Source organism: Flagellimonas onchidii (assembly GCF_004804315.1).
Lineage (GTDB): Bacteria > Bacteroidota > Bacteroidia > Flavobacteriales > Flavobacteriaceae > Flagellimonas > Flagellimonas onchidii.
Genome location: NZ_SRXX01000003.1, coordinates 225,431 through 241,240 on the forward strand (window position 1 = coordinate 225,431; position 15,810 = coordinate 241,240).

The following is a 15,810-nucleotide window of genomic DNA, read 5'->3' on the forward strand; positions in this document are numbered from 1 at the left end:
TGATGAAAAATAGTTGGCGAATCATAAAACATTACAAGATAGCTACTGATATAAATAAGAAACCCCAACCTTTAATAGTTGGGGCAGATAGTTTATACAATATGAAAAAAGTTTACTCAATCACTACTTTTTTATTCAGTATTTCTTTTCCATTCTGTATTCCAATTAAGATATATAACCCTTTGTTAAGACGACTTATATCAAAAGTTGTGGTTGCGTTTGACTTTAAATCTATACTCCTTTGCATCACTTGTTGTCCCGAAAGATTAAATAAAGCAAAAGTTGCATTTCCTTCATGAGTTTTGCCATTGGTCAAATAGAAAATTGATTTGGCTGGATTTGGAAATATTCTCATGTCATTTTGATTTTGTCCTTCCTCGATCAATTCAAGGGCATCAGATATTCTAACTTTCAGACTAGATGCTCCACTAAAACCAGGTAGAGCATTGATTTCATTGGAATTCAAGGCCCTAGAGTAGATTCTTAAATCATCTAAGCTCCCTTCAGTTACTGCTCCCACAAAGCTTCTTCCCAATCCGCCTACATCCATTGTACCTGACCAAGAACCAGTACCTGTGGACACCCCATCAATGTAAATGGTCAGGTTTGAGCCGCTACGTGTGATTGCCACATGTGTCCAGGTATTGGCCGTCATAGTGGTATTTGATATGACCACATCGGTAGCACCTGTCCATAGACGTCCTGCTCCATTATAAAAGTTAATGTCCTGTCCGTTATTGGCATTATCGGCTGCAACAATGCCATCTTGATTGCCGATACCCGTGCTCAGGTTTACCCATGAAGCGATGGTAAAATCGCCACTTAGGTTCATATCCGAAATGTTGACCCAATCTCCTGTACCATCCAATGCAATGGCTCCATTAACCTTGCCCGAAGCATTCCATGTAGGGTTGCCCTGCAATGTACCTGTACGGTTGTTTCCAGAGGCATCGATTGCCGTGGTGCCACTGGTCTCATCAAATGTCCAATGGCCTTCTAAATTACTTGTAATGTCTGGTCCGGTTGTTGCAAACCCTGGCAATTCTTTTATTTCCCTACTGGTCAGGGCTCCTTCATAAATGCGGAAGTCATCCAATAAGCCTGAAAAACCAATGCCTGCAAAACTTCTGCCCAAAGCACCAACGGTAAGGGTCTCTGTCCATGCGCGCCTTCCTTTAGCTTCGCCATTAATATAAATGGTGATATCAGAGCCATCACGTACAAACGCCACATGGGTCCAGACATTAGCCGTTACCGAAGTATTGGAAATGACCACATCCGAAGAGCCATTCCATAACCGTGGCGCTCCATTATAGAAATTGATATCTTGCCCAGTACGTGGATCATCTGCACTCATAAGCCCATCGAACTGATTAATGCCCGCATTGAGCTTTACCCAAGCACTTATGGTAAATGCGTTTTCCAGATTAAAATCTGTAAGATTGATCCAATCGTTTGTTCCATCCAAACTGATAGCGCCATTCACTCGGCCTGAGCTATTCCACGTAGGACCACCGACTAGTGTTCCATTACGATTGTTTCCAGATGCATCAGCTGCCGTAGTTCCCGAAGTTTCATCAAATGTCCAATGGCCTACCAATTTGGCCATAGGGATGGAATGTTGGTTCTCCCAATAGAAAAGTGCGGCTTTGCCACCATCCAAATCAAAAGTTGTTGTGTAGACACTTCCAGAAACACTTGTAAGTGCCACATTTTCCACATTACCTGTGGTAGTACTTACACGCTTTAACTGATCCACTGGATTGGTGCCAAAATCCATGGTCAATGTAATTCTTTGTCTTGTCAAATTTGCTTTCCCCTGAATGGTATCTTGAGCATATAATGGGTCTGTAGGGTGGTGACAGCAGCCATTGGGCTTGGTCATCCCGTTAAAAATCATAAAATATCTGGCATTTTTGTTGTGTACAGGAGCCATGGTAACATTGGATGTATTGTCTATATCTTGAATGGGCTCAAAATAGGAAATAAACACATCCCCATCCAGATTATCATTTGTCGCCGGAGTAAGATTGTCTCCGGAAATATCCGTGATATAGGGGTCAAAATTGCTGTTCCAATCAGGAATTAAATTGGAGCGGTCATTATTGGTAGGTGCACCATCGTTCATATATTGTCCTAACTGTCCATAGTAAATTGCTCTGTTCTGCAAGCGAGACAAGTGAGGTGACAGGTTATTGATTTCCTTTGCCACTTTTGAATAGTACCAATACTGCGGTGTGGGGCCATTGGTTTGACTGGGAAAAAGCCAGGTACATTCACCAGCGGCATCTGTAACATCTACCCATCTGAAAAGGCTGCTCCATTTACCACCCATGACAAATGCAGAGTATGTATTACCGTAGATTTGTGATTCTGAAAAAGTATATCCAGGAGCATCATTGCACCCACCTGAAGCTTGCTGCCCGGTGGTCGGTTTATATGCTCCTAAATATTGACCGAAGCTAATAGGACTGCTACCTGTACCGTCATAACCTTCCATGGCCAACTTTCGATATTTTGCCAATTCTCCCATAGAGGGCAATGCCCCACCTGTTCTGTTAGTATTGGTTCTCCACCACCAATAGTTATCAAATGTCAACAGATCCGGTTTGGCCGTAACCAGATAATCCCTTAGTTGACCCTCACTCCATTGATCAACGTATTGATTATTATGGACCAATATATTTGGATAATGGTTTCTGAAAACATCATACCAGTCCCGCCAGCGTCCTACTAAGGCGGTACTATATCCTTCTTCATCGCCAAATTGCATGGTTGTGATCTTTCCGTCATTGATTAGGTTCAGAATATTGGCATTGGAAGTTTGTCCAGGCGTGGGGTCATTGGGGTCTGTAGTGGAATAAGGTCCATTTGTGATTTCTGTGGTATTGGGAGATCTATCCATTCTATCTCCATAAGGTGCAAAAATGATGCTATAAGGTGAACTAGGGTGACTGGAAAAAAAAGTGCTGTTATATCTTGGTGCCGCTGGTGCAGTAAAATTAAGATTGGTCCAGTTACTCCCCACAGGATAACCAGGATCTACTCCTGCTGTTTGAACGTCGTCATGGGTCCAAACCACGAGTTGAAGCCCTTTTTGAGCTATAACACGATTAGTTCGGGAGAGTTGGGCAAATGCATCATTGGCAAACAACATAAACCCAAAACCAAAAAGCCATAATTTTACAAAGGCACAGAATTCCTTTATTTGAATATGTGGACACTTACACTTTTTTTTAAATCTAGTAGTTCTTTTCATAATTATTGATTTTCGATGTTTAAAATTTTTAGGTTTATCATTTATATACTTGTTTCATGGATGCTTTTACATCCTGATACATTTGTATGTGCTATCGATTCGAACTTGATTTTTTATTTTTTACCTAATAAAAATTCGCTGTGAATCTATAAAAATATTCTTATATTTTATTGTACGAAAAACTTAAAAATTTAGGGTGTTTCATACAAAAAAAGTGAGATAAATTTTGTAACTTCTTAACTATAAAGTCGTTTAATATTTTTCAAGGAATTTGCAGCTAAAATATTTTTTCGTACTATTGACCCCATGAAAAGAAATAATGTAAACAATAACGTGGTCATTATTATTCCTGATAGGGAATGATACGGACTTGCTATTGACAAAGAAAAGCCTGTATCATTCGAACGATACAGGCTTTTTTTATGCCCTTGAAAATATTTGGATATGGGATTTTAAATTGATTTAAATATCTGATTAACAGGTAAATGCATAGATATTGTTTTGAATGACTTTAGAACCCCAAAAACTGTTAAAATAATTCAGTATTTGAAACATCTATCTTTGGATACCGTAGTAAATTCAATAGAATTTTAGAATTGAGATAAAACTATTAATGGAACTGAACAAACACAGCAAAAACGTTACCCAAAACCCTTCGCAGCCGGCATCACAAGCCATGTTGTATGCCACAGGTTTAAAAGAAGAGGATATGAAAAAGGCACAAGTTGCCATTGGGAGTACGGGTTACGATGGTAATCCTTGCAATATGCACTTAAACAGTATAGCGCAAGAAATAAAAAAACATGTAAACGAAACCGGACAAGTAGGACTCACATTCGGTACCATTGGAGTATCTGATGGTATTTCTATGGGAACACCGGGAATGAAATATTCGTTGGCTTCAAGAGATATTATCGCAGACTCTATGGAAACTGTGATGAACGGGATGTCATATGATGCATTGATAGGGGTTGTGGGATGTGATAAAAATATGCCTGGGGCCATTATAGCGATGCTTCGTTTGAATAGACCATCCATTATGGTTTATGGCGGTAGTGTTGCTTCGGGAAATCACAATGGACGAAAGCTGAATATCGTATCTGCATTTGAAGCTTTGGGACAGAAAATAGCTGGAGAAATTGATGAAGCTGAATATAAAGAAATTATCAAGAAAGCAATTCCCGGAGCAGGCGCCTGTGGAGGCATGTATACGGCAAATACCATGGCATCATCGATAGAATGTATGGGTATGGCTTTGCCTTATAATTCATCTATTCCGGCTGTCAACCCCAACAAACTTTCGGAGGCGGAACGTACCGCCCAGGCAATAAAAAACCTTTTGGAACTAGACTTAAAACCAAAAGACATTGTTATTAAAAAATCAATTGAAAATGCAATCACTTTGGTCAATGCCCTTGGCGGTTCTACCAATGCGGTATTACATTATTTAGCCATTGCATATGCAGCGGATATTGATTTTACATTGGAAGATTTTCAAAGGATAAGTGACAGAACGCCTCTTATTGGCGATTTAAAACCTTCTGGAAAATACCTGATGGAAGATGTTCATGGTATTGGCGGAACCCCAAAAATCATGAAATACTTGTTAGAGCAAGGCTTTTTACATGGAGATTGTATGACTGTAACCGGAAAGACCTTGGCTGAAAATCTTAAAGATGTTGAGGCAATGGAATTTGAGGAGCAAGATTTGTTGTACAGCGTTGACAAAGCCCTGAAATCTTCTGGAAACTTACAAATCCTTAAAGGAAACTTGGCAGAAGAGGGTGCGGTTGCAAAAATATCAGGTAAAGAAGGCCTAAAGTTTGAAGGGAAAGCTGTGGTGTATGACAGCGAACCCGAGGCCAATGAAGGCATATCCAAAGGAGAGGTGGAAAAAGGTGATGTTGTGGTTATTCGCTATGTAGGACCAAAAGGAGGTCCTGGTATGCCCGAAATGTTAAAACCTACATCCATGATTATGGGAGCCGGTTTAGGTAAATCGGTCGCACTTATCACAGATGGTCGTTTTTCAGGTGGAACGCACGGTTTTGTCGTAGGTCACGTAACTCCAGAAGCCCAGGTGGGTGGGGCTATTGCCCTAGTGGAGACAGGAGATATTATTACCATTAGTGCCTTGGACAATTCAATTACCTTAAACATTTCAGATGAGGAAATGGAAAGCAGAAGGGCCAAATGGCAAGCTCCACCATTAAAATTTACCAAAGGAATATTGTATAAGTACGCAAGATCTGTAGCATCGGCTTCAGAGGGATGTGTAACCGATAAATATTAAAAAATTTTGTCATTTCTGCTTATGCAGGAATCTCATCAACTAAAGTTGAGATTATGAATACTGAAACTTTGAAAAAAGAAGAAAACAAAACGGCTAAGACCATTCGAATAAGTGGGGCAGAAGCTATAATACATTGCTTGTTAGCCGAAGGGGTGGATTTAATTTATGGCTACCCAGGAGGAGCTATCATGCCGGTTTATGATGAGCTTTATAAATTTCAAGATAGGTTGACACACATCCTTACTAGGCACGAGCAAGGCGCAACACATGCCGCTCAAGGGTATGCCCGTGTGACTGGAAGAGTTGGGGTGGCCATGGCAACCTCTGGACCCGGAGCTACAAACTTGGTGACTGGTATTGCAGATGCCCAGATTGATTCTACACCTATGGTTTGTATTACTGGACAAGTACCAAGACATCTTCTGGGTTCTGATGCATTTCAGGAAACCGATATTGTTGGAATTTCTACACCAGTAACGAAGTGGAACTATCAGATAACAAGAGCGGATGAAATTCCTGAAATCATGGCAAAGGCATTCTATATCGCAAGATCTGGAAGACCTGGACCTGTTTTAGTGGATATTACTAAAAATGCCCAATTTGATGAGTTTGACTTTTCGTATGAGAAATGTACAGGGGTAAGAAGTTACAAACCTGTTCCGGAGCCAGATTTGAAGGCGATTGAAGCAGCAGCGGAGTTGATAAACAATGCCAAGAAACCCTATATCGTTTTTGGTCAAGGGGTTATTTTGGGCGAGGCTGAAGAACAACTAAAGGCTTTGGTTGAAAAAGCTGGGATTCCTGCAGCTTGGACTATTTTAGGACTTTCTGCTATGGATACTGATCATCCTTTGAATGTGGGTATGGTTGGGATGCACGGAAATTATGGTCCCAATGTATTGACCAACGAATGTGATGTGCTTATCGCTATTGGGATGCGTTTTGATGACAGGGTTACAGGAAGTTTGGACACCTATGCTAAACAAGCAAAAGTGATTCATTTCGAGATTGACCCTGCTGAGGTCAACAAAAATGTAAGTGCAGATGTAGCCGTGTTGGGGAACGCCAAGGAAACTTTAGACCTTTTGTTGCCTTTGATCAATAAGAACGAGCACACTGCTTGGAAGGCCGAATTCGATAAAAAATATGAGATTGAATACGAAACTGTTATAAAAAACAGCCTTCAACCAACAAAAGAAGGACTTACCATGCCAGAAGTAATCGAGGAGATTAATAAGGCGTCTGACCATAAGGCTGTGATTGTCACAGATGTTGGGCAACACCAAATGATGGCTTGTAGGTACGCTAAATTCAAGCAGACCAAAAGTAACATTACTTCCGGAGGTTTGGGAACCATGGGATTTGCTTTACCAGCCGCTATCGGAGCCAAAATGGGTGCCATGGACAGGGAAGTGGTTGCCGTTATTGGTGATGGTGGATACCAAATGACCATCCAAGAACTTGGAGTGATTTTTCAGCATAACGTCCCTGTTAAGATTGTGGTGTTAAACAACGATTTCTTGGGAATGGTACGTCAATGGCAAGAGCTTTTCTTTGAAAGAAGATATGCCTCTACTGTAATGACCAATCCTGATTTTGTAAAAATCGCAGAAGGTTATCATATTAAATCAAGAAGGGTAGTAGAGCGTTCAGATCTAAAAGATGCTGTAGAGGAAATGATGGCATCTAAAGACCCTTACTTTTTGGAAGTTCGAGTGGAAAAAGAGGACAACGTATTTCCAATGATACCATCGGGCGCATCGGTTTCAGATATTAGATTAAAGTAAGGGTGGACCAAGCAATTTTGAAAAACCTACCGTCTGTATATGCAGATTTGCAAGCAAAATCTGAGGAAATCGGATTTGACATGCCTTCTGATGTTCATGCCGGTTCTCTGTTGAAAACTTTGGTGTCATCAAAACCTGGCGGAAACTTCTTGGAACTAGGAACAGGAATTGGATTATCGCTAGCCTGGATGCTGGAAGGAATGGATTCAGATTCAAAGGTTATCAGCATAGATAATGACGAAGAGTTAATAGAGATTGCGAAAGATTTTTTCGAGAGGGAAACCAGACTTGAATTGATATGTGAAGATGGTGCAGACTGGTTGTCAAATTATTCAGGTGAGGCCTTTGATTTGATTTTTGCAGATGCTTGGCCCGGAAAGTACAGCTTGTTGGACAGAACGTTGTCCTTGTTGAAGCTCGGTGGATTCTACGTGATAGATGATATGAGCAAACAACCCAATTGGCCAGAAGGACATGACCTTAATGCTGTGGAGTTAGTAAAAATATTAGAAGCAAAAGAAGATTTAACAATTACAAAAATGGACTGGTCAACAGGAATAATTGTTGCGGTCAAAACAAAATAAGAATGGAAAAACAGTGGTATACCATATCGGTTTATTCTGAGAATAATGTTGGTCTTTTAAACAGAATATCGGGCATATTTCTAAAAAGACATATTAATGTTGAGAGTTTAAATGTTTCAAAATCGGAGATAGAACATGTATCTAAATTCACCATTGTGGTGAACACCACGGAGGATTGGGTACGCAATATCGTGGGGCAGATTGAGAAGCAAATAGAGGTGATAAAGGCTTTTTATCATACCGACGATGAAACTATTTATCAAGAGTCTGCCTTGTTCAAAATTGCCTCGCACTTACTTTTTGATGAAAGACAGATTCAAAATATCATCAAAGAAAGTAATTCACAGATCGTAACTGTATCAAGGGACTTTTTTGTTTTGGCAAAAACAGGACGTAGGCACGAAATTGATGAAATGCATGATGCATTGGAACCTTATGGAATCATGCAGTTTGTACGATCCGGTCGTATTGCGGTGACCAAGGCAACTATGCCTATTACTGAAATCTTGGAAGAATTTCAAAATCAATAAAATAATATAGCACTAAATTAAAAAGGTAAAATGACAAATTATTTTAATACGCTATCGCTTCGCGATCAGTTAGAACAATTGGGGAAATGCAGATTTATGGAAGCCAGCGAATTTGCAGATGGCGTAACAGCATTGAAAGGAAAGAAAATTGTAATTGTTGGTTGTGGCGCGCAAGGACTAAACCAGGGATTGAACATGAGGGATTCAGGACTTGATATTTCCTATACTCTTCGTGAGGCCGCAATTAAAGAGCAGCGACAATCTTATAAAAATGCAAAGGAGAACAACTTTAATGTTGGGACCTACGAGGAGCTGATTCCTACTGCTGATTTAGTGATCAACCTAACACCGGACAAACAGCACACCAATGTAGTGAGCGCTGTAATGCCATTGATGAAAAATGGTGCGACTTTGTCTTACTCTCACGGATTTAATATTGTGGAAGAAGGAATGCAAATCCGTGAAGATTTGACCGTGATCATGGTCGCTCCTAAAAGTCCTGGTTCTGAAGTTCGTGAAGAATATAAAAGAGGATTCGGAGTACCAACTCTGATTGCCGTACACCCAGAAAATGACCCTCAAGGGAAAGGTCTTGAGCAGGCCAAAGCATATGCTGCAGGCACTGGTGGAGACAAAGCTGGGGTTTTGGAATCTTCCTTTGTTGCAGAAGTGAAATCTGATTTGATGGGCGAGCAAACTATTCTTTGTGGGCTATTGCAGACAGGATCTATCCTTTGTTTTGATAAGATGTTGGAAAAAGGAATCGATGCAGGCTATGCTTCAAAATTGATTCAGTATGGTTGGGAAACCATCACAGAAGGATTAAAATATGGAGGAGTTACCAACATGATGGATCGTTTGTCGAACCCTGCAAAAATCAAGGCGTTTGATCTAGCAGAAGAATTGAAAGACATCATGCGTCCGTTGTTCCAAAAACATCAAGACGATATTATGAGTGGTCATTTCTCCAAAACCATGATGGAAGATTGGGCCAACGGCGATAAAAACCTTTTGGATTGGAGAGCGGCAACAGGAGAGACTGCTTTTGAAAAAACACCTGCTGGAGACGTAGAAATTTCCGAACAAGAGTACTATGACAATGGAGTGTTGATGGTTGCTTTTGTGAAATCAGGAGTTGAGTTGGCTTATGAGACCATGACCGAGTCTGGAATCATTGGAGAATCTGCTTACTACGAATCCTTGCATGAAACACCTTTGATTGCCAATACCATCGCAAGAAAGAAGCTTTTTGAAATGAACCGTGTGATTTCTGACACCGCAGAATACGGATGCTATTTGTTTGATCACGCTTGTAAGCCTCTATTGACCGATTTCATGAAAAATATCGATACCGATGTGATTGGAACCCATTATGGAGAAGGAAAAGACAATGGAGTAGATAATGTAAAATTGATTGCCGTAAACAAGGCCCTACGTGACCACGATGTGGAAATCGTTGGTACAAGATTGCGGGAATCAATGACGGCGATGAAGCCTATCGTTTAAACTATAATATCTACGCTGATACTATCACTATGAAAGGAACAGCGACAACATATTTTCCGGAAATAGCGGATATTTACAAAGCTGCTCAAACTATTAAACTAATAGCTGACCAAACACCATTGCAGCATAGTATCCGCTATTCCGAAAAGTATCAGGCCAATATCTTCTTGAAACGAGAAGATCTTCACCTTGTCCGAAGCTATAAGATTAGAGGGGCGTTCAACAAAATCAATTCACTTCCAAAAGAAGATTTGCAAAAGGGAGTGGTTTGTGCAAGTGCTGGTAATCATGCCCAGGGCGTTGCCTTTGCCTGCAATCATTTAAAAGTGCAAGGCACCATTTATATGCCCGCTGTTACCCCGAAACAAAAAATTGACCAAACCAAAATGTTTGGTGGAGATTGGATTGAAGTGGTATTGGTAGGGGATACTTTTGATGACTCCCAAAAAGCAGCTGAGATTTTCTGCAAAGCAGAAAACAAAACCTTTGTTCATCCTTTTGATGATCCAAAGATTATTGAAGGACAGGCTACTATTGGCTTAGAACTCTTGAATCAATCGGAAAAATCAATCGATTATGTTTTCGTAGCTGTTGGAGGCGGAGGAATGGCAGCAGGCCTTTGTGCTACTTTTAATGCTCTTTCGCCTAAAACAAAGATTATTGGTGTTGAACCTGAAGGAGCTCCTTCGATGAAAACTTCCATGGAAAAAGGAGAGCTAGTAGAGCTAAAGCAAATCGATAAGTTTATTGATGGGGCAGCGGTTCAAAAGGTGGGACAATACACTTTTCCGATATGTAAAGATTATTTGTGTAAAATGGAGACCATTCCAGAAGGGAAGGTATGCCAGACCATTTTAGAGCTGTACAATAGGGATGCCATTGTGGTAGAACCTGCCGGAGCATTGACCATTGCAGCGTTAGACCATTTTTCTGATGAAATTAAGGGGAAAAATGTTGTTTGTGTCATTAGTGGAAGCAATAACGATATTACCCGAACGGCGGAAATCAAAGAAAGAGCTTTGCTCCATGCCAACCTGAAACATTATTTTATAATCCGCTTTCCTCAACGCCCTGGAGCATTAAAGGAGTTTGTGGCAGATATTCTAGGCCCCAATGACGACATTACTCATTTCGAATATTCCAAAAAATCGAGTAGGGAAAATGCCCCAGCGGTGGTGGGAATCGAATTGAAATCCGCGGAAGACCTCGCTCCACTCATCCAAAGGATGAAAATCAACAATTTTTTCGGGGACTACCTAAACGATAAACCTGACCTCTTTCAATATTTGGTATAAAGCTTGGTTTAACTAGCCTTGTTCGAGTGTTTGCCGATTACTGCTCCATAAGCTATCAATAGAGCAAAGGCAACGGCAACACAGATATAAGATACGTTCACGCTGGCCAAATCAATGATTAACCCTTGAATAGGATTCATGATTCCAATGGCAATAATGGCCATAATCAAACCAGAAGCGCCAACTTTGGCTTCTTGCTCAGATAGCCCCTCAAGGCCGAGTCCATAAATGGTTGGAAAGAGTAAACCAGCACAACCGCTCATAACAATCAACATATATCCTCCAAAATTACTTGGAAATACAATGGCTACAACAGCAGCAATAGTTGCTATAGAGGCCAAAATAGCCAAAAGTTTGGAAGGCTTTATAAACTTCATTAAACCTGTACAGACAAAACGCATGATGGCAAACACAACAACCCCAATAAATAAGATATCACCTGCGTCACCGGTACTGATAAAGCTTCCGTCCGCCAAGGTGTAATTTTCTTTTAGATAGGGAATGGTAAATGCAAAAGTGCCAAACTGGGCACACATGGCTGCAAAGAGTGCCATTACGGACAATACATATCGCTTCTTTTTTAGTATGCGCTTATAAATAGAAAAGAAACCTTCCTTGGCTTCTTCCACATTGGCCTGAAAACGGGGCATTTTATTTGCCAAGAAAATGATAAAGAAAATGGAGGCAACAATAGCAATATAAATATACGGTTTGGCGAGTATTGCTAATTCCTCGGTCTGCAAGTTCGCCAATTGTTCTGTATTCAATTGAGCTTTATCGGTATCGCCACTCAAATTTTTCAAGATAAAATTTGTTGCAATAAAGGTTCCTGTCAATTGACCAATAGGGTTAAAAGATTGGGCCAAATTCAGTCTTCGAACCGAGGTTTCTTGATCTCCCATGGCAATAATGTAGGGATTGGCGGCAGTTTCCAAAAAGGAAAGTCCGGCAGCAAGTGTGAACAGTGCGGTCAAGAAAAACCAATATTCTTGCTCTAGGCTGGCGGGATAAAACAAAAAAGAGCCAAGGGCAAACAGAAAGATACCCAAAAGCAAAGTGGTTTTATAGCTTGTTCTTTTAACCAGTAAGGCAGCAGGAATGGCCCATACAAAGTAAGAACCATAAAAAGCAGATTGAACTAGCGAGGCCTGAAAGGTGGACATATCCTTGAAGATATCCTTAAAGGCTGCAATTAGGGGTTCGGTCATGTTATTGGGAACACCCCAGCCAAAAAATAAGACGGTTACTAAAACAAAGGGCAGGATAGGGGTGTTGGATAAAATCCCGATTCGGTTTCGCATAAATAAGTTTTTTGGTATTTGGTTTGGTTTTGGGCCAGAAAATAGTAAAAATATACCGATAGCGCATGGTTTATTTACAAACAATACAGATTGGCAAAAATGCGTAGAGATACATCACATAAACAATGGATTGGTCATTAAAAAATTATACGGCATCGTAACAATTTTTTGAAGGATTATGAAAAATATCCAGCTACAACGTTTTCGAATCTAAACCTTTGAAAACAAAGGGGTTTTCTAGTTTTTTTTGTTTTAGTTTTGCCTTTTGAGCCCAAAATGGGGCATTTTGTCAACCTTGAAAAGTAAAGCTATGCAGACCAAAATTGCAATTCCCGAAGCATTTCAGATATCAAACCAAATTCATCAAAAAACATATTTGATAAATGGTGAACTTCGAACTTGGAATGGTAAAAGTTCAGAAGTAATTTCCACCATATCCTCCACAGATGAATATGCCCATACAATTTTGGGCAGCATTCCCGACATGGGAGAAGAGGAAGCTTTGGAAGTTTTGGATACTGCTTTGGCTGCTTATGACAAAGGACAAGGTGTTTGGCCTACAATGAAGGTGAAAGATCGTATTGAATGCATGGAATCCTTTGTGAAAAAGATGGAGGAAAAGCGGGAAGAAGTGGTTAAGCTTCTCATGTGGGAGATTGGAAAATCCTTGCCAGATTCTTATAAAGAATTCGATCGTACCGTTGAATATATTTATGACACTATCGAGGATTATAAGCAATTGGATCGTAATTCGGCCAAGTTCGAAAAACATGATGGTGTTTATGCTCATATTCGTAGAGGACCATTGGGTGTTGTACTTTGTCTCGGACCTTATAATTACCCTTTGAATGAGACTTTCGCCCTGTTGATTCCAGCTTTGATTATGGGAAACACAGCTGTTTTTAAACCAGCAAAGCACGGCGTACTCCTGATAACACCACTTTTGGAAGCTTTTCAAAGCAGTTTTCCGAAGGGTGTGGTCAACATTTTGTTTGGAAGGGGTAGGGCAGTAGCTGCTCCAATCATGAAAACCGGCAAAGTGGATGTATTGGCATTGATAGGTAATAGCAAATCGGCCAATGCGCTACAGGATCAACACCCTAAAAGCAACAGATTGCGTTTGGTTTTGGGTCTGGAAGCCAAAAATCCAGCTATTGTATTACCAGATGCGGATTTGGACCTGACCGTAAACGAATGTATCGCAGGGACACTTTCATTTAACGGACAACGGTGCACAGCTCTGAAGGTTTTGTACGTGCATGAGGATGTGAAAGAAGAGTTTTTAAAACGATTTTCCGAGAAAGTTGATGCCCTAAAATTTGGAAACCCTTGGGATGAAGGGGTGAAATTGACGCCGCTTCCCGAACCTGGCAAACCAGCTTATATTCAAGAACTATTAGATGATGCCAAAGCAAAGGGCGCCAAAATTTTGAACAAAAAAGGAGGAAAACATTCAGACAACTATATCTGGCCTGCTGTGCTTTACCCTGTGAGCAAGGATATGCGGGTATATGAGGAAGAGCAATTTGGGCCGATTATTCCAGTGGTTTCCTTTAAAGATATTGAAGAGCCTCTGGATGACATGGCTGAGTCCAATTATGGCCAACAAGTAAGTTTGTTTGGAAAAGATGTGTATACACTATCACCGCTTATTGATACGTTGGCCAATTTGGTGTGCCGGGTAAACCTGAATAGCTCTTGCCAGCGTGGGCCGGATGTATACCCGTTTACAGGTCGAAAAGACTCTGCTCAATCTACTCTCAGTGTTCATGACGCTTTGCGCTCTTTTTCAATTCGTACTTTTGTGGCTTTTAAGGATAATGAACTCAACAATGAAACCATCGAACAATTGTTAGAGGCCAAAGTAAGTAACTTTTTAAGTACGGATTATATTTTATGAGATTAGCGGGATTGAGTTGACGCCCCAGAGTTTTGCAACTCGGCTCTGCCTAAGTACTTTTCTTTGATTTTGATTGCTTTGCCCAATTCTTGAAGGTAATATGCGAAACTACCTTCCCATATGGTTTTCGAATTCAATTCATGGAATTCAGGGACTTTTTGAAGGTGAAGTTTGGCAGTTTCAACATCGTTCAATAATAAATGTACGGTTGCGAGATTGGCATTTAAAATGCTTTGAACTTTTGGATGGTCTGTTCGGGATAATTTGTCCGAAAAATAATCTCTAGCGTATTCCAAATCAGGTTTTACTTGGTCAAAGGTCTTTCTTTTCTTTTTGCTTAAAGCTGAAAGGGCATTGATGGAGCTTTGAGCGATTTCCGTCGCATCGTTTAAGGCTTCAAAACCTTTGTTTTTGATTCCAAAAACGGCACTATATGCATTTATCTTTTGATTCTGGTATTCGTCTTTTAAAATTTTTCCAGCTTGTCGTATGTAGTATTCCAGAATGTCAGCATCAAACTTTTTGATTCGTTTTGCTAAAAGCTTTTTCTTTTTTTCTGGCTTTTTGGTCATTTTGAACTTTAGTTTAAATGATGGGTTCAATATCAAATGTTTTAAGCGAAGTTCTTTTGTAGGGCCATCAAAATCATCAATATAATAGGGAATCTCTTGATCCAGCAGTATAGAACCATCAGCAAGTTCTAGAGTAAGTCTTGCCGATACGTTCACAATGCCCAACAAGCTTTCTTGATCTTCATAATCGATATTGGTGTTGAGGCTGTCCACACTAAATTGGTCGGTGTTTAACGTGATGGTAAATTCCGTTGGTTTGGTTCGCACATAATCGGGGTAGCGAAGGACCATGTGATTATCGACCCATTTATTTATGGTGTCTTGTTTGGCTAATTCTAATAGGCGTTCTTTTTTTGACCTTTCCATACTTGCGTGCTGTAACCTCCAATCAATTTCTCCCCAAAAAGTCATCGGATCCAAATCGGTTTCTACGTGAATGGCATAGTTTCTAAGCTCATCGGGTAGAAGAGCTTTTGGTGTAATTTGATAGGACCAAGCCACCGGATTTTTGGTGATCTTGATTTTTTTCTGTCCAAAACCTGTTGCTGTAATCAGTAAAATTAATGTAGAAATAAATATTCTCATGCTCAAGCCTATTGTTAACCAAGCTAAAGTATAAGCAATAGCTGCCTTTTATGTAGTACAATTGACGGATAGCCAATATGGATTGATATATCTGCCTTTTGGATGGATCAAATGGTTAAAAGAATCAATGGTCAAGGGGTATATGTACTAAAAGAAACCCTGCGCAAAGCGCAGGGCCCTTATCATTAACCATTAAAA

The 15,810-nt window shown here is 40.2% G+C and carries 10 protein-coding genes; 7 read left to right on the top strand and 3 right to left on the bottom strand.

Going from position 1 to position 15,810, the window contains the following annotated elements; genetic code table 11:
* Nucleotides 1–112 precede the first annotated feature (112 nt).
* Entirely contained in the window at nucleotides 113–3,259 is a 3,147-nt protein-coding gene (locus tag E4661_RS04915; protein ID WP_136465708.1) for a T9SS type A sorting domain-containing protein, read from the bottom strand.
* A 613-nt stretch (nucleotides 3,260–3,872) separates the two neighbouring features.
* On the opposite strand from E4661_RS04915, the gene ilvD reads away from it, so the two are divergent.
* Genes ilvD through ilvA form a run of 6 tightly spaced genes read left to right on the top strand, consistent with a single transcriptional unit; the run spans nucleotide 3,873 to nucleotide 11,254 of the window.
* Nucleotides 3,873–5,552, top strand: a complete 1,680-nt coding sequence (gene ilvD / locus E4661_RS04920; protein ID WP_136465709.1) for a dihydroxy-acid dehydratase — start codon at nucleotides 3,873–3,875, stop codon at nucleotides 5,550–5,552.
* Between the two features lie 53 nt (nucleotides 5,553–5,605).
* The gene (gene ilvB / locus E4661_RS04925; protein ID WP_136465710.1) at nucleotides 5,606–7,339 is read left to right on the top strand and encodes a biosynthetic-type acetolactate synthase large subunit; all 1,734 of its coding nucleotides are present in this window, start codon (nucleotides 5,606–5,608) and stop codon (nucleotides 7,337–7,339) included.
* 17 nt (nucleotides 7,340–7,356) lie between these two features.
* Entirely contained in the window at nucleotides 7,357–7,923 is a 567-nt protein-coding gene (locus tag E4661_RS04930) for an O-methyltransferase (protein ID WP_240751410.1), read from the top strand.
* Between the two features lie 2 nt (nucleotides 7,924–7,925).
* On the top strand, nucleotides 7,926–8,453 hold the full coding sequence (gene ilvN, locus E4661_RS04935; protein ID WP_136465712.1) for an acetolactate synthase small subunit: 528 nt from the start codon (nucleotides 7,926–7,928) through the stop codon (nucleotides 8,451–8,453).
* A 30-nt stretch (nucleotides 8,454–8,483) separates the two neighbouring features.
* A complete protein-coding gene (gene ilvC, locus E4661_RS04940) occupies nucleotides 8,484–9,959 on the top strand; it encodes a ketol-acid reductoisomerase (protein ID WP_136465713.1) in 1,476 nt (491 codons plus the stop codon).
* A gap of 29 nt (nucleotides 9,960–9,988) precedes the next feature.
* Nucleotides 9,989–11,254 carry a threonine ammonia-lyase IlvA gene (gene ilvA / locus E4661_RS04945; protein ID WP_136465714.1) on the top strand — a complete coding sequence of 422 codons (1,266 nt, stop codon included), beginning with the start codon at nucleotides 9,989–9,991 and terminating at the stop codon, nucleotides 11,252–11,254.
* Between the two features lie 8 nt (nucleotides 11,255–11,262).
* Here ilvA and fucP read toward each other — a convergent pair whose 3' ends face one another.
* Nucleotides 11,263–12,555, bottom strand: coding sequence for an L-fucose:H+ symporter permease (gene fucP / locus E4661_RS04950; RefSeq protein WP_136465715.1), 1,293 nt, complete (start codon nucleotides 12,553–12,555; stop codon nucleotides 11,263–11,265).
* Between the two features lie 310 nt (nucleotides 12,556–12,865).
* On the opposite strand from fucP, the gene E4661_RS04955 reads away from it, so the two are divergent.
* Nucleotides 12,866–14,455, top strand: a complete 1,590-nt coding sequence (locus E4661_RS04955; protein WP_136465716.1) for an NADP-dependent glyceraldehyde-3-phosphate dehydrogenase — start codon at nucleotides 12,866–12,868, stop codon at nucleotides 14,453–14,455.
* Between the two features lie 2 nt (nucleotides 14,456–14,457).
* Here the strand turns inward: E4661_RS04955 and E4661_RS04960 are convergent, their stop codons facing one another.
* Nucleotides 14,458–15,612, bottom strand: a complete 1,155-nt coding sequence (locus E4661_RS04960) for a hypothetical protein (RefSeq protein WP_136465717.1) — start codon at nucleotides 15,610–15,612, stop codon at nucleotides 14,458–14,460.
* Nucleotides 15,613–15,810 lie beyond the last annotated feature (198 nt).